The 26493-nt window shown below is 42.5% G+C and carries 18 protein-coding genes and 1 tRNA gene; 4 read left to right on the forward strand and 15 right to left on the reverse strand.

Annotated features, from left to right (window positions below; all coding sequences use genetic code 11):
• Window positions 1-162 precede the first annotated feature (162 nt).
• Window positions 163-1335: a transcription antitermination factor NusB gene (gene nusB, locus P1X15_RS23795; protein WP_277340638.1), complete on the reverse strand. Its 1173-nt coding sequence runs from the start codon at window positions 1333-1335 to the stop codon at window positions 163-165.
• Between the two features lie 444 nt (window positions 1336-1779).
• On the opposite strand from nusB, the gene recA reads away from it, so the two are divergent.
• Entirely contained in the window at window positions 1780-2838 is a 1059-nt protein-coding gene (gene recA, locus P1X15_RS23800; RefSeq protein ID WP_277340639.1) for a recombinase RecA, read from the forward strand.
• 47 nt (window positions 2839-2885) lie between these two features.
• On the opposite strand, the gene P1X15_RS23805 is transcribed toward recA, so the two are convergent.
• On the reverse strand, window positions 2886-4025 hold the full coding sequence (locus P1X15_RS23805) for an acyl-CoA dehydrogenase family protein (RefSeq protein WP_277340640.1): 1140 nt from the start codon (window positions 4023-4025) through the stop codon (window positions 2886-2888).
• A 386-nt stretch (window positions 4026-4411) separates the two neighbouring features.
• Between P1X15_RS23805 and P1X15_RS23810 the strand changes: the two genes are divergently transcribed.
• Both P1X15_RS23810 and P1X15_RS23815 read left to right on the forward strand, forming a co-directional pair.
• Window positions 4412-5728, forward strand: coding sequence for a UDP-glucose/GDP-mannose dehydrogenase family protein (locus tag P1X15_RS23810; RefSeq protein ID WP_277340641.1), 1317 nt, complete (start codon window positions 4412-4414; stop codon window positions 5726-5728).
• Between the two features lie 74 nt (window positions 5729-5802).
• Window positions 5803-6774, forward strand: coding sequence for a UDP-glucuronic acid decarboxylase family protein (locus tag P1X15_RS23815; RefSeq protein ID WP_277340642.1), 972 nt, complete (start codon window positions 5803-5805; stop codon window positions 6772-6774).
• Between the two features lie 59 nt (window positions 6775-6833).
• Here P1X15_RS23815 and P1X15_RS23820 read toward each other — a convergent pair whose 3' ends face one another.
• The 7 genes from P1X15_RS23820 to P1X15_RS23850 all read right to left on the reverse strand — a co-directional run bounded on the left by P1X15_RS23820 (window position 6834) and on the right by P1X15_RS23850 (window position 14442).
• On the reverse strand, window positions 6834-7061 hold the full coding sequence (locus P1X15_RS23820; protein WP_277340643.1) for a hypothetical protein: 228 nt from the start codon (window positions 7059-7061) through the stop codon (window positions 6834-6836).
• 150 nt (window positions 7062-7211) lie between these two features.
• Entirely contained in the window at window positions 7212-8606 is a 1395-nt protein-coding gene (locus P1X15_RS23825) for an MFS transporter (RefSeq protein WP_277340644.1), read from the reverse strand.
• 89 nt (window positions 8607-8695) lie between these two features.
• Window positions 8696-9559, reverse strand: coding sequence for an RNA polymerase sigma factor RpoD/SigA (locus P1X15_RS23830; RefSeq protein ID WP_013930257.1), 864 nt, complete (start codon window positions 9557-9559; stop codon window positions 8696-8698).
• A 102-nt stretch (window positions 9560-9661) separates the two neighbouring features.
• Window positions 9662-11887 (reverse strand): polyribonucleotide nucleotidyltransferase, encoded by a 2226-nt coding sequence (gene pnp, locus P1X15_RS23835; RefSeq protein WP_277340645.1) that lies wholly within the window; start codon window positions 11885-11887, stop codon window positions 9662-9664.
• A 225-nt stretch (window positions 11888-12112) separates the two neighbouring features.
• Window positions 12113-12382, reverse strand: a complete 270-nt coding sequence (gene rpsO / locus P1X15_RS23840; RefSeq protein WP_028667722.1) for a 30S ribosomal protein S15 — start codon at window positions 12380-12382, stop codon at window positions 12113-12115.
• Window positions 12383-12443: 61 nt separating this feature from the next.
• Window positions 12444-13952, reverse strand: coding sequence for an LptF/LptG family permease (locus tag P1X15_RS23845; protein WP_277340646.1), 1509 nt, complete (start codon window positions 13950-13952; stop codon window positions 12444-12446).
• A gap of 97 nt (window positions 13953-14049) precedes the next feature.
• On the reverse strand, window positions 14050-14442 hold the full coding sequence (locus tag P1X15_RS23850) for an START-like domain-containing protein (RefSeq protein WP_277340647.1): 393 nt from the start codon (window positions 14440-14442) through the stop codon (window positions 14050-14052).
• A gap of 181 nt (window positions 14443-14623) precedes the next feature.
• Here P1X15_RS23850 and P1X15_RS23855 point away from each other — a divergent pair.
• A tRNA-Met gene (locus P1X15_RS23855) sits at window positions 14624-14697 on the forward strand.
• Between the two features lie 591 nt (window positions 14698-15288).
• On the opposite strand, the gene P1X15_RS23860 is transcribed toward P1X15_RS23855, so the two are convergent.
• The 6 genes from P1X15_RS23860 to P1X15_RS23885 all read right to left on the reverse strand — a co-directional run bounded on the left by P1X15_RS23860 (window position 15289) and on the right by P1X15_RS23885 (window position 26493).
• On the reverse strand, window positions 15289-16671 hold the full coding sequence (locus P1X15_RS23860) for an FAD-dependent oxidoreductase (RefSeq protein WP_277340648.1): 1383 nt from the start codon (window positions 16669-16671) through the stop codon (window positions 15289-15291).
• 12 nt (window positions 16672-16683) lie between these two features.
• On the reverse strand, window positions 16684-17973 hold the full coding sequence (locus P1X15_RS23865; protein WP_277340649.1) for a glycoside hydrolase family 28 protein: 1290 nt from the start codon (window positions 17971-17973) through the stop codon (window positions 16684-16686).
• 115 nt (window positions 17974-18088) lie between these two features.
• Entirely contained in the window at window positions 18089-20197 is a 2109-nt protein-coding gene (locus P1X15_RS23870) for a S9 family peptidase (RefSeq protein WP_277340650.1), read from the reverse strand.
• A gap of 208 nt (window positions 20198-20405) precedes the next feature.
• Window positions 20406-22367 carry a heparinase II/III family protein gene (locus P1X15_RS23875; RefSeq protein ID WP_277340651.1) on the reverse strand — a complete coding sequence of 654 codons (1962 nt, stop codon included), beginning with the start codon at window positions 22365-22367 and terminating at the stop codon, window positions 20406-20408.
• 20 nt (window positions 22368-22387) lie between these two features.
• A complete protein-coding gene (locus P1X15_RS23880; RefSeq protein ID WP_277340652.1) occupies window positions 22388-24574 on the reverse strand; it encodes a S9 family peptidase in 2187 nt (728 codons plus the stop codon).
• A 212-nt stretch (window positions 24575-24786) separates the two neighbouring features.
• On the reverse strand, window positions 24787-26493 hold the full coding sequence (locus P1X15_RS23885) for a RagB/SusD family nutrient uptake outer membrane protein (RefSeq protein ID WP_277340653.1): 1707 nt from the start codon (window positions 26491-26493) through the stop codon (window positions 24787-24789).

Raw genomic sequence — 26493 nt, forward strand, 5'->3', positions numbered from 1 at the left:
ATTTAGCAATATGCTTTAGGCTGTAAGCCATAAGCCTTTTATTAAAAATGATTTTGTATACTCAACGAACCTCGGCTGTGATTGCCTAAAACATCGCAAAAAATGCTTATGGCTTAAAACTTATTGCCTAAGGCTCATTTAAAATATGCTTGGCTTTTCAACCTATTTGTTGTCCAAAAGGCCCCTTCCACTCTTACGCACTTTTCCTTCTTTGACAAGTTTTTTGGAAAGGGTATCCAAAATTCCGTTCACAAATTTACCACTTTTTGGCGTACTATATTCTTTTGCGATTTCAATTGCCTCATTGATGGTCACTTTTACGGGGATGCCAGGAAAGTTGACCATCTCCGAAACGCTCATTTTCAGGATTAAATAATCCATCGGTGCCAATCGTTCCAAATCCCAATTTTTGAGTGGCTCAGCAACAAGCTGCTCGTATTCATCGTTTCGAGTCACGGTTTGCTCAAAAAGCTCTTCCATAAAATAACGGTCTTCTTCCCAATCGTCGGTCAATGGTGAAAGCTGAACGCCCTCTGGCTCCGTGGCTGATTTCAGGGTTTTATTGGTCATCTTACGCGCCAAATCCCCATTTTCGCTCCAATATAAGTCATTCAATTCAAAAAAATTGATAACTTCTTCATTTTTCAGAATCACCTCTTTTAGGGCGTGTTGCATCAGCTGTTGGTCTTCTTCGACGGTATGTTTCTTCTGTGCACAATAGGCACGGTATACTTCATCTTGCCGAAAAACCTCCCTAAAAAGCTTACGTACCATCCCAGTAGCATGCTCTCCCCAGCTTATTCCGCGACGAATAAATTCATCTTGTAAAACTGTGCTTTGGGTAAGGGCAACTACGACTTGGTTTGTATCAAAACCCGACAATTTGGACAAAGGATTACTATCGGGATCGTCGTATTGGCGCTCACGCTCGCCCTGAGATAAGCTACCCAGCTCAATAAATAGCTGCAACAACAATAAGTACGAATTATAAATCGCTTCTACCTCAGGAGTAAGTTGTCGGGCAATCCGCTGCTTATCTTTTCGATAAAGGTCTTGATAGTATTTTAGGGCATTTTTGGCTGTTACGATTGCTTCGGCGGGCGCATCTTCATCTTTCGAAATATCCCCACCACGATAGTTTTCTTCTAGAAGCATCGTCGTAATTTTACGCATACCTTCCAGCTTTACTGGATCTTGGGGAGTCATAGAATTGAGATCCGGCTTAAACGACTCCACTATGAAATCTACGGCCAATTGATAGTCTGCCTCACGGGCAGCTTGAAGTGCATAAAGGGATTGTAATACCTTTATACGAAGATGTCTTCGACTTAACATTCAGTCCTGAGAGTTTGTGCAAATAAGCAGCAAGGAAAAGAACTTGCTTGTGTTTCCGAGTGCAAAGGTACGCTAATTGCCGCAAAAGTAATACCTATCCCCCCAAGATTTTGAGAAAATAAGTGTTAAGCTACCATGCCTATGCCTTCTTTTACGAAGCGCATTTTGGGAATGTTAGCATAGATACTCCTTCCTAAATATCCCCTTTATTTCTTTTTATTTTTATAAAAAATAAACCCTCTAAACGCCAAATTTTGTTCAAAAAAACACTTGGTAAACTCATACAAAAACCGTAATTTTACCCCTATGAAGGAAGTCCCTTCAGTTAGTCGTTAAAGGACTTAATGAGTATTAACAGCCCATGTAAATAATGCTTCCCAATAACGAATAGCATCTCTCTTTCACTAATCTAATATTTTTTAGGTAAGCAATTAATTAAACAAAATGGCCGACAACAAAGAACAAAAATTCAAAGCCCTGCAAACCACTCTTGAAAAGCTAGACAAAGCCTATGGTAAAGGTACCGTAATGCGTCTGAGCGACACCAAAGTAATGGACGTAGAAGTCATCTCTACAGGCTCCGTAGGTCTCGATCTAGCATTGGGAATCGGTGGCTTACCCCGCGGACGTGTCGTGGAAGTTTATGGCCCTGAATCGTCTGGGAAAACGACCCTCGCCATGCATTGTATTGCCGAAGCACAAAAAGCAGGAGGATTGGCTGCGTTTATTGATGCGGAGCACGCCTTTGATCGTGTCTATGCCCAAAAGTTAGGAATCGACACCCAAAACCTTCTTATTTCACAACCCGACAACGGTGAGCAAGCACTCGAAATCGCCGAACATTTGATTTCGTCGGGAGCCATTGACATCATTGTGATTGACTCAGTAGCAGCCCTTGTGCCCAAAGCCGAAATCGATGGAGAAATGGGTGACAGTAAAATGGGTCTACAAGCCCGCTTGATGTCGCAAGCACTTCGTAAATTAACAGGGGTTATCAACCGTACCAACTGTTGCTGCATTTTTATTAACCAATTGCGCGACAAAATCGGAGTTATGTTTGGCAGCCCAGAAACTACTACAGGTGGTAACGCACTCAAGTATTATGCTTCGGTACGTTTGGATATTCGTCGAATTGGTCAAATCAAAGAAAGTGCCGACAATATCACCGGAAACCGTACCAAAGTAAAAGTGGTAAAAAACAAATTAGCTCCTCCATTTAAAGTAGTTGAATTTGACATTATGTACGGCGAAGGAATCTCTAAAGTAGGCGAAATTATCGATTTGGCCGTTGAGTTAGAGATTGTTAAAAAATCAGGTTCTTGGTTTAGCTATGATGGCAACCGCCTCTCACAAGGCCGTGATGCTGTAAAGCAACTACTCAAAGACAACCCTGAACTGACAGAAGAAATTGAGGCCAAAATCCGAGCCAAAGTCAGTGAAGATGAAAATGCTTTGATTGATACGCTCGAACCCAATATCGCCGACGACGGTACACCAGATTAATTCATATCAAGCCAGGGCGGAGAGAGTCTCCGCCCTTTTTTGTTGCTTTATTTCAAAATTTCTCGCGAAATCACTAACTTTTGAATTTCGCTCGTTCCTTCGCCAATCGTACAAAGTTTACAGTCACGGTAAAATTTCTCGACCGGAAAGTCTTTGGTGAAACCATATCCTCCAAAAATCTGTACGGCTTCATTGGCTACCCTCACCGACACTTCTGAAGCATAGTATTTGGCAGTGGCACTCTGTAAAGTCACCTTCTCGCCTCTATCTTTACGGTCAGCGGCGTCGTAAATAAGCAATTTTGCTGCCTCTATTTCGGTATACATATCAGCCAATTTAAAAGCAATACTTTGAAACTGAGAAATAGGCTTACCGAATTGTTCTCTTTCTTTAGAGTAAGCCAGTGCCGCTTCATAAGCGCCCAGCGCCGTTCCCAAACTTAGAGCGGCAATCGAAATCCGTCCACCATCAAGGATTTTCAACGACTGTACAAACCCTTCCCCTACTTCGCCCAATACTTGACTCTCATGAATACGGCAATCCTGAAAAATCATCTCAGCCGTTTCGGAAGCTCTCATTCCAAGTTTATCTTCTTTTTTGCCTGCCACAAATCCCGTAGTACCACGCTCTACCACAAAAGCCGTAGCTCCGCGCTTATCACCAGGTGCTCCCGTACGCGCAATCACCACGGCCACGTTGCCACTTTTACCGTGCGTAATAAAATTTTTAGAGCCATTGAGTACCCAATACTCCCCTTCTTTGACAGCCACCGTACGCATATTGCCCGCATCCGAGCCTGTATTGGGCTCTGTAAGGCCCCACGCTCCAATCCACTCACCAGAGGCAAGTTTAGGCAAATATTTTTGTTTTTGTGATTCATTCCCAAACATCAATATATGATTGGTACAGAGCGAATTGTGAGCTGCCATAGAAAGCCCAATCGAGGGATCTACTTTACTCAATTCGACAATCGCCGTCACATATTCTCGATACCCCAACCCTGCACCACCGTATTGCTCGGGCACTAACACTCCCATCACACCTAATTCTCCTAACTGATGAAACACATCCACAGGAAAATGCTGCTTTTCGTCCCAGTCTCGCACGTAGGGTTTAATCATTTTAAGGGCAAAATCTCGCACAGCCTGTGCAATCAATTCTTGATTTTCTACAATTTCTGTAATCATGGATGTAAAATAGATTGGTTTTCGTTGTTGACTATATATTCCTAATTTATAAAAATACAACGACTATGCCAAGGTTTGGGAACTAATCCCAACAGCCATGAAGAGGAAAATTTTGTTATCCAAAGATTTAGTGGCTCAAGTATTTCTTAAAGTATTACAAAAGATAGAAAAAATTTGTCACAACAACTATTTTATAATACTATTCTTTTTAGAAAAAATGGCGTATTCACCGTAAAATCATTAGTAGTATGACAAATATGCGATTGGTTTAGAGGGTTTGACAAAATTCTTCTAATTTTGGGACGATTTGTATAGACTCAAAAAAATACAATTTTAAACTTTTTCAGTAAATTATTAGATTACTAACCAAATCATCATATAAAGGCATGAAAATAGCAGTAGTAGGAACTGGATATGTAGGACTTGTAACAGGTACTTGTTTTTCTGAAACAGGGATTCAAGTAACTTGTATCGACATCGATGTAAAAAAAGTTGAAAAACTCAACAACAGTGTTATTCCCATTTACGAGCCAGGCCTCGATGTTCTTTTCCACCGCAACGTAGCCGAAGGCCGCCTAAAATTCACGACCAACCTTGCAGAAGGTATTAAAGATGCAGAAGTTATATTTTTAGCTTTGCCAACGCCTCCAGGTGAAGACGGTTCTGCTGATTTGAAATATATTTTGAAAGTGGCCGACGACCTCGGAAACATTATGGAAGAGTATGCGGTGATTGTGGATAAGAGCACCGTACCCGTGGGTACCGCCGAGAAAGTCTACGCTGCTGTCGCCAAAAACGCCAAAGTAGATTTCGACGTCGTCTCAAATCCTGAATTTTTACGAGAAGGTGTAGCCGTTGAAGACTTTATGAAACCCGACCGCGTGGTGATTGGGACACGTTCAGAAAAAGCAAAGAAAGTAATGGAAAAACTGTACGCACCACTGGTACGCCAAGGCAATCCCGTTATTTTCATGGACGAACGCTCAGCCGAAATGACCAAATATGCCGCTAACTCGTTTTTGGCTATGAAAATTACGTTTATGAACGAAATCGCTAACCTATGCGAACTTGCAGGTGCCGACGTAGACAATGTGCGTAAAGGTATTGGTACTGATAGCCGTATTGGTAAACGTTTCTTGTTTGCAGGTATTGGCTACGGCGGAAGCTGCTTCCCCAAAGACGTACAAGCATTGGCCAAAACCTCTGAAGAGTATAACTATGATTTCAAGGTTTTGAAGTCAGTAATGGAAGTGAATGAACTCCAAAAAACCAAAATGCTTCCTTTACTTAGAAAGCATTTTGATGGGGAGCTCCAAGGAAAAACCATCGCCGTGTGGGGACTTTCTTTTAAACCTTATACCGATGATATTCGCGAAGCCCCAGCTTTGGAAAATATCAAGATTTTGCTTGAAGAAGGGGCCAAAGTAATTGCCTACGATCCCGAAGGTATGGAAAACGTAAAAAATTATGTGTTTGGCAACAAAATCACTTATGCACATACTCCTTACGCTGCCTTAGATGACGCCGATGCATTGATGATTTTTACTGAATGGCCCCAATTCCGTACTCCCGAATTTGAAAAAATGGCGTTATTGATGAAAAATAAAGTTATTTTTGACGGCCGTAATGTGTACGAATTGGATCAAATGAAAGAATTAGGTTTCACTTACTATTCAATCGGACGCGAAACCGTAACCCAGTAAGTTTCAATAGTGTAGGTTTGTCGTAGCTTTGGTAGCTACCCAGTTTTGATAATTGATAAATTGATAATTGATACATGAAAAGAGTCTTAATTACAGGCGCAGCAGGCTTTTTAGGGTCGCACTTATGCGATAGGTTTATTGCAGAGGGTTTTTATGTCATTGGAATGGACAACCTCATCACAGGCGATTTGCGCAACATAGAGCATTTGCGTTCAAACCCCAAATTTGAGTTTATTCACCACGACATTTCCAAACACATTGTCATTGACGGTGAGCTGCATTATATCCTCAACTTTGCCTCTCCTGCTAGCCCCATTGACTACTTAAAAATCCCTATTCAGACCCTTAAAGTGGGGTCGTTGGGTACTCAAAACTGTCTTGGACTTGCCAAAGCCAAAGGAGCCCGTATCTTGGTAGCTTCTACTTCTGAGGTATATGGCGACCCACTCGTACACCCCCAAAATGAAGAATACTGGGGCCATGTCAATCCAGTAGGATTGCGCGGATGCTACGACGAAGCCAAGCGCTTCCAAGAAGCTATCACGATGGCTTACCACCGCCACCACGGTGTCGAGACACGTATCGTACGTATTTTCAACACCTACGGACCTCGCATGCGTCTGAACGACGGCCGAGTGCTACCAGCTTTTATTGGCCAAGCATTGCGTGGAGAAGACCTTACGGTATTTGGTGATGGTTCACAAACTCGCTCTTTCTGTTACGTCGATGACTTAGTTGAAGGTATTTATCGCCTCCTTATGAGCGATTATGCCATGCCTGTCAACGTTGGAAACCCCGCCGAAATCACCATTGGGCAGTTTGCTGAAGAAATTATCAAACTTACTGGAACTACTCAAAAAGTAATCTACAAACCTCTTCCACAAGACGATCCAAAACAGCGTCAACCAGATATTACATTGGCTAAGCAAGTTTTGGGTTGGGAGCCAAAAGTATCAAGAGCGGAAGGCTTAAAAATCACTTACGAATACTTCAAGAATCTTCCCGAAGATCGTTTATATGAAGAAACTCACCACCGTGAGTTTTAAGACACGATTCTATTCTATTCATCAACGCCCTTTGCCAAATTTTAGCAAAGGGCGTTGTGTTAGGTTGAGCTATCTTTTTTCTTTTTAATTTTACTGAACCCAACATTGCTTTCTACAATATCCCACACTATCATTTCTCCCTCCTTGTTATCGTTCGCAATGCCTACTGGTTTGACTACTAAATAACGATCATCATCCATTTCATTATTTAGATCGTACGCTTGCCTTCCTAATTCTAGATTTTTTTGTATTTCTTTGAGCTGAGCTACATCTTTTGCTGTTGGCATACTAATGGAAATTTAGTATAAAAAGTTTTTCCTTTAATTATTTTACCAACATATATACGGATGTTTAAACGTAATCGATGATTTAATAGCATGAATTGGGATTTTTATTAAACCTCTTTTCAAGTCCCTCTTGTTGCTATTTCTCAAAGACTAATCTGTTTTCATATTGTTTCCATCATAGGGATGTAACCGTCTGAAAACAAATCCAGAAATAATTGTAAGTATTCCAATAGCTAGAAAGGTATATCGAAAAGCCTCATGTAAGTGGAGTGCTGGTAAATGTTCCTGAAATATTTTTAATAAAAGTAGCCCAAAAGAAATCCCAAACCCTATCGCCAACTGTTGGTTGACTGAAAGTAAGGAGTTGCCATTGCTCTCATGATAATTTCTAAGGTCAGCAATTGAGATGGTGTTCATGGCCGTAAATTGAATAGAATTGAAAAAACCTAAAACCATCAAAATAGGCATAAAGGTATAAACAGCGCTATTCACTGCTGGAATAGCCAATAAACAAATCATGAGACCAATAATAAACGTATTGAACATCAGTGTTTTTCGATAGCCCCATTTGTTTAGAATTCTAATAACTACCGATTTTCCAAACATCGCCGAAACAGCCATGGGCGCCACAATCCAGCCAGAAAGAACAGCACTTTTGCCATAATCTACTTGAATCATCAAAGGGACCAACAAAGGTACAGAGCTAATGCCCAAGCGCGTTGCTAAATTCCCAAGAATTCCTACCCGAAATGTTCTTACTTTAAACAAATTGAGAGGAAAAATGGGATACTGCGCAAACAAGGCATGCTTATAGTAAAAAAATAACAATAAAAAGCTCAAAATAAAAACGAGAAGTACAGGTGTAAGATTCTTCGCATTCCCTAGCCACTCCAACGAAATGGACATCAATAAAGAAGCAGAGGCGAAGATTAAAAAACCTTTCAAATCAAAATGAGTAGAAGGAGCCTTATAATTTGGCATGTATTTTTGACTCAACAAAATGCCAATTAATCCCATGGGAATATTGATTAGGAAAATCCAATGCCAGCTCAAAAAATCAACGATATAACCTCCAAACAAAGGTCCAAGTACAGGACCAATGAGTGCGGGGACAATAGCGTAATTCATCGCTTTTACTATCTCATTTTTGTGAAATGTCTTAATAAGTGCCAATTTCCCCACTGGTGTCATCAGGCTTCCCCCTATTCCTTGTATCACCCTTGCGATGACCAAATGGGTTAAGTTTTGAGAAAGTGAACAAAAAAATGAACCAATGCTAAAAAATAATAAGGCAAGAATAAATATCTTTTTGGTTCCAAACTTATCCGCCAAAAAACCACTCACTGGCATAAATACCGCTAAAGTAAGTACATAACTCACAATCGCATTTTGCATATGTAGGGGCGACTCGTGCAATGAATTGGCAATCGAAGGTAAAGAAGTATTAAGAATGGTAGAGTCCAACATCTGCATAAAAATAGACGTGGCCAACACTATAGGCAGGACTCTCTTCGTCATTTGTATATCATCTATGGTGTTATTCATTGGCTGAATGTATTTAGTTTTCAATTCCTTAAAAAGCAAGAAGGGGTTGTCTTTGCGAGACAACCCCTTCTTGCTTTTTACCGAAAAATCTACCCTAAATAAGTTTTGAGGGCTTTGCTACGTGAGGTATGACGCAAACGACGAATCGCTTTTTCTTTGATTTGGCGTACCCTTTCACGAGTAAGATTAAATTTTTCCCCTATTTCTTCTAGGGTCATTGGGTGCTCACCGTTTAAGCCAAAATATAAGGCAATGACATCTGATTCACGTTGAGTAAGCGTAGAAAGCGCACGCGCTACTTCTTTTCGTAGCGAATCATTGATAAGCCCTTGATCTGGTTTCTCCTCCATGTCGTTTTCGAGTACATCGAGAAGGCTATTTTCTTCACCTTGTACGAAAGGAGCATCCATGGAGACGTGACGTCCAGAGATTTTGAGAGTATCTACGACCTCATTGGCAGAAATATCAAGTACTTCGGCCAATTCCTCGGGCGAAGGCTCACGTTCAAATTTCTGCTCAAGATCCGAAAATGTCTTTGAGATTTTATTAAGAGATCCTACACGGTTGAGTGGAAGACGCACGATACGGGACTGCTCGGCCAAAGCCTGCAAGATGGATTGACGAATCCACCATACTGCGTACGAAATGAATTTAAAACCACGGGTTTCGTCAAAACGCTGTGCCGCTTTGATAAGACCTAAGTTTCCTTCATTGATTAAATCACCAAGCGACAAACCTTGGTTTTGGTATTGTTTTGCAACTGATACCACAAAACGCAAGTTTGCTTTTGTCAATCTCTCCAATGCTTGCTGATCACCTTCCCGAATTCGTTGCGCCAAAGTTACCTCCTCATCGGGGGTGAGCAAATCTACCTTACCAATTTCCTGTAAATACTTATCGAGTGATTGGCTTTCACGGTTGGTAATCTGCTTGCTGATTTTAAGCTGTCTCATTTATTTATACTTTGGTGCTGTTTACTTCTATTTGGTAACGAAAAAAGAGGACTAAAAGTTAAAAAACGCTCGGATTTTTAAGTTAAAAAACCAAAAATCTACTTACCGTGGGCGGCGGTTATCATCCTTACGGCGTTCTCCTCTATCTCCACGGTCGTTGCGGTCTCCTCTATCCTCACGAGGAGGTCGTTCTACGTAGCCTTCTGGCTTGGGCAAGAGCACTTTTCTTGACAGGCGGAATTTACCCGTTTTTTTATCGTGTTCTACCAATTTCACTTGTACTTCTTCACCTACTTGAAGTACCCCGTCCATATTTTCGAGGCGTTCCCACGTAATTTCAGAAATATGCAATAACCCGTCTTTGCCCGGCATAAACTCTACAAATGCACCAAATGGCTGAATGGTCTTCACGATTCCGGTGTACACTTCGCCTACCTCTGGAATAGCAACAATCCCTTTGATACGCTTCACAGCGATATCCATGCTTTGCCCATTGGTTGCAAATATGCTCACAAAGCCCGCATTGTCGCGCTCTTCGATGGTCACTGTAGCACCAGATACACGCTGAATCTCCTGCACAATCTTACCACCTGGCCCGATTACGGCACCGATTTGGTCTTGAGCAATCTGAATCACTACTGCACGAGGAGCATGAGGTTTGAGTTCTTCACGCGGCTCAGTGATGGCTTTCTTCATTTCACCTAAAATATGCAAACGACCACGGCGAGCTTGAGCCAATGCTTCGGTCAATACTTCATACGAAAGTCCATTGACTTTCAAGTCCATCTGACAAGCCGTGATTCCATTTTCGGTACCAGTTACCTTAAAATCCATATCACCTAAGTGATCTTCATCCCCAAGGATATCCGACAAAATGGCGTATTTACCAGCCTCATCCGTAATCAATCCCATTGCAATTCCGGCCACTGGTGCTTTTATTTTCACACCCGCATCCATAAGCGCAAGCGTACCAGCACATACAGTAGCCATTGAGGAGGAACCATTTGATTCTAATATATCAGAAACTATACGAATTGTGTATGGATTTTCTTCATCGGGAGGCAATACTTTTTTCAATGCACGATGCGCCAAGTTGCCGTGCCCTACTTCACGGCGACCAGGTCCACGGTTAGGTTTTACCTCTCCTGTAGAAAACCCTGGAAAATTGTAATGCAACAAAAAACGTCCGTATCCATAAGCCATCGCTGTATCGATGATTTGTTCGTCCATTTTAGTGCCCAAGGTCACAGTAGTGAGCGATTGGGTTTCACCGCGGGTAAAAAGCGCCGATCCGTGCGGAGCAGGTAAAAAATCTACCTCACTCTCAATCGGCCGAATCTGCTCCAAGGCTCTTCCGTCGAGGCGTTTTCTTTCATCGAGCACAAGTCTACGTGAAGCTTCCCATTCTAAGTCGTGGTAATAACGCTTTATGAGGGGAAGTTTTTCTTCGTATGTTTCTGGATTTTCTTCTTTGAATTTTTCGAGGTATTCCGTAATGACAGCCTTAAATCCCTCTTTACGAACTTGTTTGTTGGCCGAGCCTTGTTGAGCTACAGCATAAATTTTGTCATAACAGGCCTCTCTTACTTTTTGACGCAACTCTTCATCGTGCGTCACATATTCAAAAGGGCGTTTTTCGGTTTTGCCAGCCGCTGCTTCAAATTCTTTTTGCGCTGCACATTGAATCTTAATCACCTCATGGGCAGCTTTGAGGGCTTCTACCACTTCTTCTTCAGAAGCCTCGCTCATTTCACCTTCCACCATACAAATATCTTTTGCAGAGGCAGCTACAATGAGGTCGAGGGTTGCATTTTTGAGTTGAGAAGTAGGAGGATTGATGATATACTGCCCGTCTATTTTGGCTACCCTTACTTCAGAAATAGGGCCATTAAACGGAATATCTGTAATCATTAAAGCTGATGACGCTGCCAAAGCAGCTAAGGCATCTGGTAATACTTCGGCGTCGGCCGAAATCAAAAATACATTTACTTGTGTATCTGCATAAAAGTCGTCTGGAAACATCGGACGGAGTGCTCGGTCTACCAAACGGCTCACCAATACTTCGTGGTCAGAGAGCTTACCTTCTCTTTTTTGGAAGCTTCCAGGGATTCGACCCGCCGAGGCAAATTTCTCTTGGTAATCGACCGACAATGGTAGAAAATCAGTACCGGGTCTGGCTTCTGGATTGGACACAACCGTTGCCAGCAGCATCGTATTGCCCATACGTACAACTACCGAGCCGTTGGCTTGTCTGGCTAACTTTCCAGTTTCAATTGTGATAGTACGACCATCCGGAAGCGTAATGGTCTTAGTGATGATGTTAAACATGAAAGAAGAATTAATAAACCGCTTTTTGCCCCCTTTGGGCTATTGATATTATCATTTAAGTGCATAAGTCATTTATAGCTTATTGCTACTTTACTTTTAGCTCTTCCTAAATGATTTTTTGTAAAATATTTTTTGGATAAAATAAACTAGCGTAGTTCGTTCTATCAAGGAAGAAAATGACAAACAGGGAATCCAACTGTTTGGAATTCCCTGTTTGAGTATCGCTTATTTTCTGATGTTCAATTCAGCGATGATAGAGCGATAACGACTGATGTCATTTTTTTGAAGATAATTTAATAATCTTCTGCGCTTTCCTACCAATTTCAAAAGACCAAGACGGGTAGCATTGTCATGCTTGTGCTGCTTCAAATGCTCTGTCAAGTGGTTGATACGGTGGGTAAATAAAGCAATTTGTGATTCGGGTGAGCCAGTGTCGCTCTCAGACTTGCCATATTTTTGAAACAAGTCTTTTTTCACTTCCGATGTTAAATACATAATTGTAACCTCAGATTAAAAGAAAAAACATAATTATAAAAACGGCTGCAAAGATACTAAATTAATTTGAATAAATTGTTTTATCTTTTCGCCATTTTTTTAATACGGCCCCATTGTCCCATTTTTTCTTTATTTTCTCCAACCAAATCACGTAAATGTCTTTGTCGAATAGTCTAGAATCCTTCATAGCCCTATCTGCAAAGTAAAATCCAACCAGTAATAATATAGCGTTTGAAAACCAAGCTCCTATCGGTACCACTACCAAGCCATCTTTCGCCCATTTATCACCTTGTAAAGTCAATACATAAGACAAGATAAAAAATAATACCGATACCAAAACCGGAATTCCAAAGCCTCCTTTTTTGATAATAGCTCCCAAAGGTGCTCCCAATAAAAACATTACAAAGCACGAAACCGCTTGGGTATATTTATGGTGCATTTCCAAATCATACCGATACCATGCTTTGCCTTTTTCGCTAATGTAGGTTTTGTTACTTTCGGCATAAGATTTTACGTTTTGGGCTTGGTTTAGGGCAGTAGCTACAATCTGCTCCTTCTCTGAAGCACTTATAATAGGCTTTTTCTTCAACAAAGAATCCACCCACTTTCCATACTTTGGGGCTGTTTGCTTAGGTAAAGTCTCTGCTCTGAAGGCATAGCTAAAGTACTGTTTTGATTGGGTAAAAAGCCCATCCCTTGATTTTTTATACTCTTTTTTGAGCGAATCGGCTACTCTTCTCAATTCTACGGCGTCTTTCATGTATTCATGGTACTGAAACTGTGTCTCATCGGTACGTTTTAGTCCAAAAGACTCCAAACTCACCACCATTTTATAATGCCCAAAATGAGAACGGGTAAATTGACGATTATCAGCTGAGGAATAAGCACCACCCGATTGCGCACTTTCGCTGTATTGATTGCCATTATAAAGCTCAAAAACGAGGTAGGCTTTGTCATGAATGGTATACATCAATCCTGAATCCGCCAAAATCACCTCTCGGTTGCCCGCATTGTAGTCGTTGGTAGGGTGCCGATAAATGACCAGCCCCTTGAGGCTTCGTTCGTTGGGCGCTGGAAATTTTTTATCTACTTTGATATTGTAGCCTGGCAAGTCGTTATAAAAAATCCCCTCTTTGATATTGAGGGTTGCTTTGGCGGTTTTGATATCATAAAGTAAGCTATACCCTTTAAGGTTAGCCCAAGGAGCGACTTCATTATTATACCAAAAAGAAAAAAGCGTAATACACATCACTACAACCATCACAGAGCGCATAGCACGCCAAGTAGAAATCCCTGCGCTTTTGATGGCGGTCAGTTCAAAAAACTCCCCTAGATTTCCGAAGGTCATCAACGACGAAAGCAAAACTGCCAAGGGCAGTGCAATAGGGATGGTAATTAGGCTAAAATAAGTTAATAATTTAACATAATTTATGAAATCAATGTCTTTTCCTACAAGTTCGTTGAGATACTGAGAAATAAGACGCATCAAGAAAATGAAGACAACAATACACAGCGTCAACACAAACGGCCCTAAAAACGACCGTAAAACTAACTTATCAATCTTTTTCATGCATTCGACTTGGGCTGCTAATAGTCAGGCGTTAATGATTAATGAAATTTAATAAATAATTTGTTTCATCAATCAACTCATGACTTCTACCCCTTCTTCAGCTTCCGACAATTTCCTTCAGACTTTCTATTAAACCACCCCAAAGGTCTTTTAGTTCTTCAGCATCAGCATTGAGTGAATAATCCGTAATGCGTAAATAGGTAGAGCCTGTCAAATCACTAACATCTATTTTAAACTCGATGTAATTGTTGTCGCGATTACTCTCACTCGTATTAAGAAACTCAAATTTCACGCTTTTATTGAGTCGCAACGACGTTTGCTCTGCAATATGACTTTCCTTATCCCATACAAAGTCAAAGGTATGGTCAGGCCTAATATTGACTTTATCACAAAACCATTGTGACAACCCCGATGCCGTACTCACATACGGAAATAGCATCTTAGGAGAAGCTCTAAGCTCGTATTCGTCGGTGTATTTGAATTTTTGCATAGTATTTGGGTTTGGTTAATGGTTAGTATTATAGACTAGGGATAAAAACGTACAAATCAGTATCTTTACTTCATCCTTTCATCGCTCTTACGATAGCGGCAAAATAGAAACTTCCTTTTATTATTCAAAATCTGTTTGCATAATAAAATTATTTATTCTACTTTTGCACCACCAAAACGATGGCGGGGTAGCTCAGCTGGTTAGAGCGTAGGATTCATAACCCTAAGGTCGGCAGTTCGATCCTGCTCCCCGCTACACTGATTAATAGGCCGTTACGAAGACTTTTCGTAGCGGCTTTTTTATTTGCTACAACATAAGTACAAACAAAGGCTCAAGAGAATATCCCTTTTTGTCTACTTTTGCCTTGTTAAACTATCTAAAAAATTTTAGGTTTTCTTCGCTTTCATTACTACCGCCAAGCAATTATTTATGCAACTGATAGGCTATTTTATCAGGCTTAACCACTTATCTATTAAAAGTTCGGAGTCCAATTAAAGATTTTTTAGAGAATGTAAATGGCAGAATCTTGGGCTTTGGAAACAGACACTTAGAAATTGACTCCTCTCCCTATTCGTTCTTTCCTTATTTTAATCAATTTGAGAACATCTAAAATATTAATCCAGGCAAGACAAATACTCAAACTATTGTAAAACAAACACTTAACAACAAAAAGCAGTTACAACTTCTAGTCGTAACTGCTTTTTGTTGAAAATGGCGATGTACGAAATCAACTGAAGGTACAAAGACTCTCTCTTTTCTTTCTGTCACTATCTTCGATCATACGTTATCTTTTTTTAGCAATCACGTCTATTGTGACCTAATTCTCACCCAAAGTTGTATTGTTTATCACTCCACCGACCACTTTACCTCCGCCCATTTTACGTCTTGAGGTAGTATATTTTTTTGAGCAGCTAATGCCGCTACTCGCCCTGCGCCTTGTCCCATAATGGCGGCATTGCCCGTAACTCGGTAGCTCGAATGCGCCACAAAGTCGCCACTGATACATCTGCCTGCCATCATCAATCCCTGCACATCTTTGGCAATCAACGCCCGAATCGGAATATCATAGGGTTTGATGTTGGTACCTCTGTTGTAAGCTCCCGCTTCGTCTTCTTTTTTCACCGAATGAACATCCACTCCGAACGTGACTCGACAAACGGCATCTTCGAAACGTGCGCCTTTTATCAAATCCAAGCGCGAAACGGTATATAAACCATGAATACGGCGGCTTTCCCGAACCCCAATCTGAGCACCTGTAGCAACCACTTTCAGATTGGTCCACGGTCCCCCGAGTGACTGCAAACTATGAATAATCTTGTGGACTTCGGCTCGTCCTTTCAATGTGGCCTCGGTTACCTGACGAGCATCGGTTCCCAAATAACCGTATTCGTGGTTGGCCATGAGCATATGTAAATCCTCATAAATAGGAAACAAACTGGGACGTGTATAGGAAGGCTTATGACCACCTTTAATAATTGCCTCCTCTAACCGTTTTTTGGAACGTGAGCCTATTTTACTGTCTTCTTCATCTCGGATAAACTCCTTTATTTCAGCATAATGAACACCCGTAATCAGACAAAGCATACTCATGGGTTGACCTTGCCCTGCGCTATCGCCATAGTCAAAATTGCAACCCGCACGGGCAGCCAAATCGCCGTCGCCTGTACAGTCAATAAAAACTTTTCCTGCCCATGCTTCACGGCCTGATTTAGATTCGGTAACGACGTGCGTTAATCTCCCGTTTTTTTGTGACGTAGCTACAATTCGGGTAAAAAGCCGTATCGTAACCCCTGCCTGTAGGCACAATTCTTCCAATAGGATTTTCATCTGTTCGGCATCAAACGAAAACGAATTACCCGTGGGAATGGTCGCACTACCTTTGCGCTCACGAAGTTTATCTTTGATTTCAGCGACCAGCCCACCTTTGTTTTTGTTGTCGATAATCCACGTCAAACAGCCTGATGTCCAGACTCCTCCCAAACAACCATGCACTTCCAACAGCAAGGTTTTGGCCCCCGTACGCCCTGCTTCAATGGCTGCTGCTACTCCCGCAGGTCCTGCCCCACACACAATGACATCGTAGCTATCGACCACGGGTATATCGCGGGCGGGCTCACTCAAACTGCCTGCCATTACATTCGGTGCGGTCGTCTGACCCAATGCCGTCAAAGGAAGTGAGGCCGAAGCAGCCCCCGCTAATGTTGCTGATAAAAAATCTCTTCTTTGCATAACTCAAGACATTTAATCGTTCGTTTTTAGATTGACAAATTCAGCCTTGTTTCCCTTACCTATGTAATCAAATTTAATATTACGAATTTGCACAAATCCAATAGGTTTAGCAGGTACGCCCACTAACCACCACCCATAATCACGGGCAGAATGAACTTGAATATTTTCGAGTGTAATCTGGTCAAAATCAGGCGGAAAATTGCCACCCCGATAACTGTGATAATCCATTTGCATTCGAATCGCGGCCTGACGACAGCTATCAATCATGATATTTCGTACCCACAGTTTACGGACAAATCCTCCTCGGTCGAGATTAGCTTTGAGCGTAAGACCCAAGTTGGCTGTTGGAATCCTACAGTCATCGACCCAGACATTCTCGACCCCTCCCGACATCTCCGACCCGATGCAAAATCCGTTGGCAATACGCGACCGAAGGGTACATTTCCGGACCACTATATTGCGCGAACCTTTCCGACTCCAGGCATCCTGGTCGCGTCCTGCTTTGATAGAAATAGGGTCGTCGTCGGTGTTTATATCGCAATTTTCAATCAGTACGTCCTCGCACGAATCTGGGTCGATGCCATCGTCGTTGGTAGTGCCGTGATGAATGGTCAGGTTACGAATCGTGATGTTTTTGGAGAAAACAGGGTGAATCGTCCAGAAGGGGCTTTGCTGTGCCGTAAATCCTTCCAACAAAATTCCTTCACAATCGTAAAACTCCAGCAACGTAGGCCGTAATTTGTACCCTTCCCCAAATACACGTTGTGATTCTGGAACACCCGTTTCGCCCATTTTTCGCAAAATGGTTTTAGCCTTTTCCTGGTCATCGCCGTTGGGTTGTTTTTTCCAGACAAACCAGAATTTGTCGGCTTGCCCGTCGAAGATTCCCTTGCCCGTAATGGCCAGATTTTTTTGTCCATTGGCATAAACCAACGGCGAATAGTTATAACAAACGGTGCCTTCCCAACGTACTTTGACAAGAGGCAGGTAATCGGCAGGATTGGTGCCAAAACGAATAATTGCTTCCTCCGAAAGATGCAGATTGACGTTTGACAGCATCCTGATAGGGCCGTTGCAAACATACTCTCCTTTGGAAACAGTCACCCGTCCTCCGCCCGTTTTGTGGCAGGCTTCAATGGTTTGATTGACCGCCTGCTGGAAAGAGTGGCCTTGTTTAACCTGTACTTTAAATTCCTTCTTGGGAAAAATGGGTGGCTTAATGTGGGACAAAACAGCTGCTATCTGCTGATTAAACAAATCAGAATTACGGGAAAACTCCTGAGCATGTAGGGGTATAGGCACAGGAAATAATTCTGACAACCAAAATGTTACCACAAAATAAATCAATGATATATTCAAGTAAGTAAGAATAAAGATTACATGTGATTTAGCACTTATTCAAAAAACATCTCTCTTTTCAGTTATCCTGCTTAATCCACTCCAGCAAAATTTCGTTGTTAGGAGATAAACGTAGATGCTTGGCTCCAGAAGGATACCCTTTTTCCTGCTCCGACGCGGTAAGCGGTTGACCCGCCCCATTTAGCACCCCCGAAATCAATACCTGACGAGGCGAAAGAGCCGCTACCAAATCGGGCAAATCGTAGGTTGAAATGGCTCCCGAAACGACAGAAGGTATGTAGCGAGGCAAATATTGTTCATGCTCGGTCAATGAGCGATAGGTACCTAAACCATTCACCAACGCAACTCGACTCAACGAAGGTATCATCATAGCAGCATGAAGTAAATCAGGGACAAATGTCCCAACTCCAACGCCTGACATTCTGGTATTTGGTACTTTTGTCTTGATAAACTCCGTTATCAGTTGAATCTCCTCCATGCGAATAGCAACCAGACTTTTTTTGGTCAAAATCCCCATATACCACAAATTCAGCGATGTGCTGTCGATGTACGAATCTCCTCCCGACAAATAGCCATTGGCAAGTTCTCCTGCACCACTCAAATCAGGTACTACTACGTGATAACCTGCTTGAGCAAGTTGCTCGCCTTGGCCGTTCTTTTTAGCAATGTCGGCTTTGCCTTTTGAAGAAATATACAACACCGTTTTATTTGATTGGGCGTGGGGTCGAAGCCATAAAACCGGCAAATAGTAAGCACCAGGCCCTTTCACGAGGTACTTTTCAAGGTCGTAACCTTCTTTCGGAAATTTTCCCGAAAAAACAACTTCCTCCAACATAGGTGCCGTATAGCCCGTTAATAAAATGAGCTGCTGACTTAAATTCTTCGGATTGATTTTTGGTTTACTGTCATTTACCCTTTTTTGTGTCAAAGTAAACAGCGTTTCTCCTTTCAGGGACGTGTATACGTTGCCAGTAGGCGTTATTTTCAGTTCTTCTTCAGTAAATGGCACAATCTTTTCATCGATGTGTGAACCAGGGTTTTGAAGGTGTTTTTGGAAAAAAGCATAGGTTGCTTCTCGGTTTTTGGGCGTGGAAGCGTGGGGAGCATCATCTTCAACTTTATCAAGATTGACTTCTGCCCCAAAGGCTTTGAAAGACTTTTTGGCTTCGTCATACAACTCTCTCGCACCGTCAATGCTGAACATATCACGCGTAGTTGTCACCATTAAAGTAGGACGAGGAGCACGAACCTCCACTAAATCTCCCAAATCCAACCCTTTGGCCAGCATACCTGCCAGTATTTGTTCGGCATCTTGTGGGCCATTGGATTTCAGCAGCTTATCATACGTAGTTAAGTAGCATTCAGGTGCTGCAACCGCAATACGTGAATCCATAGCCGCGATATACGCACTTTGTGTCCCCCCTCCCGAACGTCCTGTAATACCAATGCGTTTGGCATCAATTTCGGGACGCGTCAACAGATAATCCACTGCCCGAATACCGTCCCAAATAAAATACATCGCGGGAGATATTCCCGCCACAAACGATTGCGCTCCAGGATACGAATGTTCTAAAGTTGGTTTGAGATTACCAAATCGTTTTGGCTCATTCGTTTTGGCATATTGAATACGTTCTCCCTGTCCAATGGGGTCAAATGCAAGTACAGCAAAGCCTTTTTGGACGTAATTGAGTATCATTTGTTGATAAACACTAGTCCGAAAAGCAGTAGCTCCGTGTCCGCTACAGAAAACAATAGCAGGGAGATTTTTACGTTCACGAGCGGGTAAAAACAAAGCCGCCGTTACAAAATAATTGGGCATAGACTCAAAATAGAACTTTTCGACGGTGATGCCATTTCGTTCTATTTTTCCCGTAATGACAGGATTGAGGGGCGTTTTTTCGGGGAACGCCCCCACCGCTTCCTGTAATTTCTGACGAACAAAAGCCTGTCTTTTTTGCCAATCCTGAGGGTTTTTTAGTGCTTGCACGGCCTTTTTTCGTTGATTCAACTGCGCAAAAGCTTGGTCACACAAATGATGGTACAACGCCATCGGTTGAGCACCATAGTACTTCCAATAAGGGAGTACGGCCAATTCATCTTGGGCTTGCGATACCGTTGTCAGGAACAGAAGAATACCCGTTAGAATAGTAAAAGACTTCAATTTCATACTTCATAATTCGTTTATAATCAAATTCTTATTCTACTTTTTTGATTGGCCACCTATCGGTTCTAAACGGCAAAAGCGGCAATTCTTTAAGTGCATTGGCCACTCGTACAACCCCTTTATTCCCTTTTAGCTTTACAGATTAAAAGTACACATTGTACGAATTAAGTCTCTCGTTTTCAGACCGTTTTTTAGCATCATAAAGGCAAACTTATTTTTTAACCTCCGTAATTTCAATGGAGTTAATTCCGTTCAGGGCGGTTGATTTCAGTTCCAAAACGATGCGATATACAACTTTCCCAATTGCTTTTTCCAGTTTCGGGTCGTCTGTCGCTTTCTTCTCCACAGTAATCATCGTTATTTTGGGGTCATACCGCATCAGGAGGTCGAAGTTATCACCGTTGAGGAGTAATTCTCCCTCCTTGGGTTGTTGACTGGGCAAGGTTGTCATGAAGTGCAGGCGAGTTTCGCCCGTTTTTGCTGCTAACTGATACGTATCCTGTATGAAAAATCGCTTTCCACGTTCCAACTGATACGCTCGCTCCCAACTTTTCACCTGTGCTTCTTTTGGGTAGGCCCCGCTGATGTCGGTCGAAAAACGAACGCCGTTTTTGGTATCGGTAAAGGTGGATTTTTGAGCCGCAAAATTGCGCCCCTGACGCTGCGCAACGCCGTTGATGAGTGGTACATTGTGGTAGTTGGACTGCATCGTCCAAATAGTATATCGTTCTTTACTGAAGGTTTCACGCGTGTAAGTTCCTACGCCCACATCTAGCAGCACTGGTATCCCATTGTAAAACAAAATGAACGACCCTACATCGTTGTGGTTGTGCTGTTCGTTGTTATGACCGCCCTTGGCCGCAAAATAAAATCCTTGGTCAGTGCCTTCCTTGTCACGGGCTACTGCCACATCCAGATTGGGCAAATAATATTGTTTTAAAAGTGGCTCTGTTTTCGGAACGTTCTGCCAGTCTTCAGGACTGAACAACGTTTCCAGATTACTTCCCAATCGTCCGCCAGTCATCCTTTCAGTTCCATTGGATTTGCCTGACAGATACGCGCCAAATTGCTGCATGACAGGCTCTTGAATTGCTTTCCCAAAGCGATAAATCAGCCCGCCATTGTGATGAAGTTTTGCCTGCGCATCGGCAAAATTGACGTAATACTCTCCCTTGCTGACATAGACGCGATAAATGTACCGACCCATGTTTCGGATGAGCTCGTTACTAAAAATGTCAATTTTCCCTTGGCTGGCTTTTTGCAATAAGGTAAGGTAACTAAACAACCGACCGCTGGCAGCACCCCAGTAGCCCGGGCCTTCGCTACAGCCGCCGTCTTCGGGATAAGAATTGATAAAATGGTCAATGGCACCCATTGTTTTGTAGATGCCATCTTCTCGTTTTTGGGGGTCGGTTTCCAATAATAAAACACAAGTCAACACATTATAACTGCACCAAGGCGTCCAGTTGTTGACCCGACCTTCTCCCCAACCCGTAATCCACCAATAATCGTTTCTTTGGTAAAACGGGTCGAGTACTTTGGCGTATAGTTCTTGTTGCAACCGCTGCGAAATGACGGGGCTGACTTTATCAAATTCAGTATGAAAGAAATACCAAATCCAAGCCAAATCAGCGGCAGTATCACCCGTTACTAAATCAATGATTGGGTTATTTTTATCGGGCAATAAAGTCGTAATGTTACCAAGGGAGCCTTCGTAGCCGTACATGTAAAAATGGGCAGGAGAACTCCATACTGTTTGTTCGCAATAGGCAAATACCCCATTAATCAAATCATCCAAAAATCGCCCTTTCCCTTCTATTAATTCTGCCAATGCCAAGGCACGTAACGCATTCAGTTTTTCCCGATTACTATTATCGGCTGCCTCCCTATTGCCCGTTCGGCTGTAGGTCAGGTATAAGGTAGCGGTGGTAAGTGGCCAACCATATCCAAGGTATTTTTCGCCTTCTTTGATTGCATTTGTTTTTACTGATTCGGGGAGTTTGGCCCATGCCTCTCGGTCAGAATAGGAAGGATAGGTGACCCATTCTTGGCCTTTCACAACAACAGAACTGACCAGTTTTCGGGAAAAGTTATCCAAAAGCAGGTTTCGTTTTTCCTGACCTACGGATATTTTCCAAAAAAGTAACAACAAAAAAGCAATCGTATATTTCATCTTTATTTATTCACCGGTTGTTATTTTATCCAATCCGAAAAAAAATCAATTAGGGGCTTCTCTTTACTGTTATTCCTATCTAAAGTTAAATTCTCTTTCTTGCCTACTTGTTGATAAATGGACTCTACAAAGTACAACTCCTTTTGAATTACATTCTGAGGCTCAGTTGACCTTTTGCTGTCTTGGGGTCTGACTATCGTCTCACCTGTATCCACATTACCCATTGCATCAGTTACATATGTCATCAACAACTTACGGGGCGCCAAACTTGCCGCCAAATCGGGGAGATCATAGGCCGTAAGTGAAGAAGGGACTGCCCCCTCTATAAAATCAAGGGTGTAATACTGATGCCTTGTTAAGGAATGATAGGAAACGTATGGATTGATGAGTGCTACCCGCGAGATAAATGGATCAAAAGCAGCGGCATGCAACAACACTGGTGAAAGTTCTCTGACTGCAACGCCCCCCACTTCTGACATACCGTTCGTTCTTAGTAGATGCACTAATTTGACCACATCTCCCGCTCTTATTCCAACCAAACTTCTGCCTATTAATACCAATCCATACCACAAATCATAGCCTAACCCTTCCATTTTGAAGTGCTGAAAATAATTACTTCCAGCCCATTGCCCCGGTCCGGTTTCGCCCGTTCCAATCAGGTCGGGAATGAGTACATGGCATCCGCCATTGACCAAAGCTAATACCTCTTCACTTTCGGCAAGTTTGGTTTTCCCTTTTGGTGAGAAATATAAAACAGCTTTACCGTTGGCTTTTGATGGAATAAAAAGCAAATACGGAATAACATAATCGCCTTCTCCCTTGATATAATACTTTTCAATCTGAAACCCTTTTTTGGGAATAACCCCCACAAAAACAGGCTTATCAGTTTGAGAGGGTGGGATATAACCGGAAAGTTTCTTAGCTTGTAGAACCACAATAGGCAAATGAACGCTTGGATTTTTTCGAGCAATCTCTAAATCGGCTACGAGTTTATCAGCGTGGCGGGCATTGAGGCTAAAAATCGTTTCTGTTTTTTGGGAAGTTGACAGTTGCCCCGTAGCCGTTACACGTATTTCGTCTGCTGTCAGGTATTCAACGGAATCTTCTTTTGAATTACCGGGATTCGTAAGGGTTTTCTGAAAAAAAGCGTACATCGCTTCACGGTTTTTACGGGTCGATGCGTGCGGAGCGATGTCTTCAACCATGCCAAAATTCTCCGATTTGCCGTACGATTTATAGATACGCGACACTTCCGTATAGGTATCGCGAGAACCCTGATGATTGAAATAATCATTCAACGTCGTAATCATTAACGTAGGTTTGGGCGCACGGGCAATGAGAAAGTCAGGCTCGTCAAACTCTTTTCCTATGATATTCGGCAAATTCTGTTCAGCATCGGGCGGGCCAAGTGCCTGTAGCAATCGGGTAAAATTAGTGATGTAACATTCAGGGGCAGTAGCCAATATTCGGTCGTCCAGTGCTCCGATGAAAGCTGTTTGAGTGCCTCCCCCCGACCGCCCCGTCATACCGATGCGAGCAGGGTCAACTTCGGGACGACTCAGAAGGTAATCCACCGCCCTGATTCCATCCCACATCATGTAGCGAGCCTGACTGCTGCCCGTTATAAACGTTTGTGGGCCCGGCATATCGTGTTCACGTGTAGGACTACCTACCTTTGACTTTCCCGTTTGTTCATCCAAATACTCTAAACGCTCTCCCTGTCCAACAGGGTCGAATGCTAGGACGATAAAACCTTTTTGAACCAGATTTAACAATACCTGTTGGTAAGGGGCAGCTTTATAGCCCGTAGGTGAATGGCCGCTGCAATACACAATGCCTGGTGCTTTACCTGTCAGGGGTTCAGGGATAAAAAGTGTAGAAGTAACATAAAATCCGGGCTGAGATTCAAACAAAATGTGTTCCACTCGGTATCCCATTTTATGAATTACCCGAAGCGTTTTGGCATTTAATGGGGTTCGCTCGGGGAATGGGCCGATGGCCTCAAGGAGTGTTTTTTTCGCCCATTGCTGTCTTTTTTTCCAGTCGTTGAGGGTATTGATTTGGGCGATGGTCTTGGTGCGTTTTTCAAGATAATTCGTAGATTGTTGGAGCAGATGTCGAAAAAGCCCATTATCATCTGAGCGCAACAAAAACCAATTTTGCAAAACATTGTATTCTTTTTGAGCCTCTGCCTTTTCTGTTGACATAAAGAAAAAAATACACCCCCATAATAAGAGTTGGCATAAAACAACAGGACGGTTTATAGATTTCATCGAGCTTGATTTATCTGTTTGATGTAAATCCAATAATATAGAGTAAGGTAATAAAAAACTGACAGTGCTATTTTAAGGGAAAGCCGGAAAAGATTTCCGGCTTTCCTAATTCACTTACTTAATTCACCTATGGATTAGAACTGCTATCACCAGCCCGGATTTTGGGTAAGTGCCGAATTCATCTCTATTTCAGTACGGGGAATGGGCCATAAGTAATCACGATCTGTAAACTTGCGGATAAAATGGGTTTCACCAAACAGATTGCGAATCACGGTACCGTCGAGCTGTGCTTTGGCAATACCCCAGCGTCGAACATCCGCAAACTGGTGCCCTTCACAGGTTAATTCTACTTTACGCTCGTGTACAATTCGATCAAACATCTGGGCTTTGGTTGTCACCTGCAACCAAGCCGCTCCACTGTTTAGACCAGGCATTCCGACGCGAGCCCGTACTTTGTTGAGTTCTGTAATGGCTTTAGCGAGTTGGCCGTCTTCGTTATAGGCTTCTGAAAGCATCAATAACACATCGGCAAAACGAATCAAAGGGAAGTTGAAAGGTGTATGTTCACGAACACTCATGGCACCGTTTTCGTTGCCTTCAGGCACAAATTTACGCCATAGGTAGGTGTACCACCCTGAATTGTTGCGACATTGCCCGAAATTTTCGCTCACCCCCGCTGCCACCACAAATTGCAATGTCCGAACGTTGTTAGCCACAAAACCAATGTGATACGAATAAGGCACAATCAATGCCGCATTTAGGCGTGGGTCTCGACCACGGTAGATTTTGCCCAATAGTGCCGTATCTGGAATCGACGTAAGCTTTCCATTGGTATGCGTTGCCCAAAAAGCTTTTCGCTTTACGGCATTGTCTTCATTAAATTTAGGAATATAATCATTCCAATTAAACTTCGATCCGTCCTTATTCTCATAGCTATCTACCAGTTCGGTGGTAGGAATACTAAAATTTCCGCCTCCAAAAGAGCCTCTAAAACCGAGATAGTAGGCAAACGGAATACCGTACTCTAAGCCCACCCCGGCAAGGGTCTGAATCGCAAAAATCATTTCATTACTTTTATGACCCGCCAGTTTAAAAATATCAGCGTATTTAGGATACAGAGCATAGCCATAATTGTTTGATTTATTGTAAACAATTTCCTCAAAATCAGCAATGGCATTTTTCCAATTCTTGGCATACAAATGTACTTTACCTCGTAGTGCATAGGCTGCTCCTTTAGTGACTCGTCCGTAGTCGGCTTGGGGCCAGGCTATAGGTAGGTCTTTAATGGCAGCCTCCAAATCTTTTAGAATAAAGGCCCGTACTTCTTCAGGCGTACTACGAGGATTTTTTAGATTATTGAAATCAGCATTCAAATCGACCGATTCGTCATATAATGGAACTCCCCCAAAATAGCTCAACAATTCGGCATAATGAAATGCTCTCAAAAACTTGGCCTCTGCCACAATAGGGTTTTTAATGGTTTCCGCAATATCCATTTGAGGCACCTGACGAATGACCTGATTGGCCCGTTGAACTTCATCGTACATCGTCCGCCAGTAATTGCTGATAAAAGTAGTTTGTTCTGTAGAAGTTCCTACCATGTAACTCAAATAGCCACTTTCTTGCCAGCCAAATGCCAAGCCGCCCATGTTATCATGTAGGCATTTTTTTCCAAAGGCATCGTCGCGCCTTAACCCGCCATAGACACCCATGATAGCCTGTTTGGCGTGTTCGGGGGTTTTCCAAAACGTTTCAGAACTGATACGGTCGTAGGGAGTAGTATCTAATTTGATACAACCGTTGAGCAGAGTCAATGGTAAGATAAAGAATAAAAATTTGGTATATTTTTTCAT

The organism is Runella sp. MFBS21 (genome assembly GCF_029433105.1).
Taxonomy (GTDB): domain Bacteria; phylum Bacteroidota; class Bacteroidia; order Cytophagales; family Spirosomataceae; genus Runella.

Excerpts from the sequence above, each read along its gene's own strand:
- nusB (WP_277340638.1), bottom strand. The coding sequence starts at position 1,335 with ATGTTAAGTCGAAGACATCTTCGTATAAAGGTATTACAATCCCTTTAT.
- recA (WP_277340639.1), top strand. The coding sequence starts at position 1,780 with ATGGCCGACAACAAAGAACAAAAATTCAAAGCCCTGCAAACCACTCTT.
- P1X15_RS23805 (WP_277340640.1), bottom strand. The coding sequence starts at position 4,025 with ATGATTACAGAAATTGTAGAAAATCAAGAATTGATTGCACAGGCTGTG.
- P1X15_RS23810 (WP_277340641.1), top strand. The coding sequence starts at position 4,412 with ATGAAAATAGCAGTAGTAGGAACTGGATATGTAGGACTTGTAACAGGT.
- P1X15_RS23815 (WP_277340642.1), top strand. The coding sequence starts at position 5,803 with ATGAAAAGAGTCTTAATTACAGGCGCAGCAGGCTTTTTAGGGTCGCAC.
- P1X15_RS23820 (WP_277340643.1), bottom strand. The coding sequence starts at position 7,061 with ATGCCAACAGCAAAAGATGTAGCTCAGCTCAAAGAAATACAAAAAAAT.
- P1X15_RS23825 (WP_277340644.1), bottom strand. The coding sequence starts at position 8,606 with ATGAATAACACCATAGATGATATACAAATGACGAAGAGAGTCCTGCCT.
- P1X15_RS23830 (WP_013930257.1), bottom strand. The coding sequence starts at position 9,559 with ATGAGACAGCTTAAAATCAGCAAGCAGATTACCAACCGTGAAAGCCAA.
- pnp (WP_277340645.1), bottom strand. The coding sequence starts at position 11,887 with ATGTTTAACATCATCACTAAGACCATTACGCTTCCGGATGGTCGTACT.
- rpsO (WP_028667722.1), bottom strand. The coding sequence starts at position 12,382 with ATGTATTTAACATCGGAAGTGAAAAAAGACTTGTTTCAAAAATATGGC.
- P1X15_RS23845 (WP_277340646.1), bottom strand. The coding sequence starts at position 13,952 with ATGAAAAAGATTGATAAGTTAGTTTTACGGTCGTTTTTAGGGCCGTTT.
- P1X15_RS23850 (WP_277340647.1), bottom strand. The coding sequence starts at position 14,442 with ATGCAAAAATTCAAATACACCGACGAATACGAGCTTAGAGCTTCTCCT.
- P1X15_RS23860 (WP_277340648.1), bottom strand. The coding sequence starts at position 16,671 with ATGCAAAGAAGAGATTTTTTATCAGCAACATTAGCGGGGGCTGCTTCG.
- P1X15_RS23870 (WP_277340650.1), bottom strand. The coding sequence starts at position 20,197 with ATGAAATTGAAGTCTTTTACTATTCTAACGGGTATTCTTCTGTTCCTG.
- P1X15_RS23875 (WP_277340651.1), bottom strand. The coding sequence starts at position 22,367 with ATGAAATATACGATTGCTTTTTTGTTGTTACTTTTTTGGAAAATATCC.
- P1X15_RS23880 (WP_277340652.1), bottom strand. The coding sequence starts at position 24,574 with ATGTCAACAGAAAAGGCAGAGGCTCAAAAAGAATACAATGTTTTGCAA.
- P1X15_RS23885 (WP_277340653.1), bottom strand. The coding sequence starts at position 26,493 with ATGAAAAAATATACCAAATTTTTATTCTTTATCTTACCATTGACTCTG.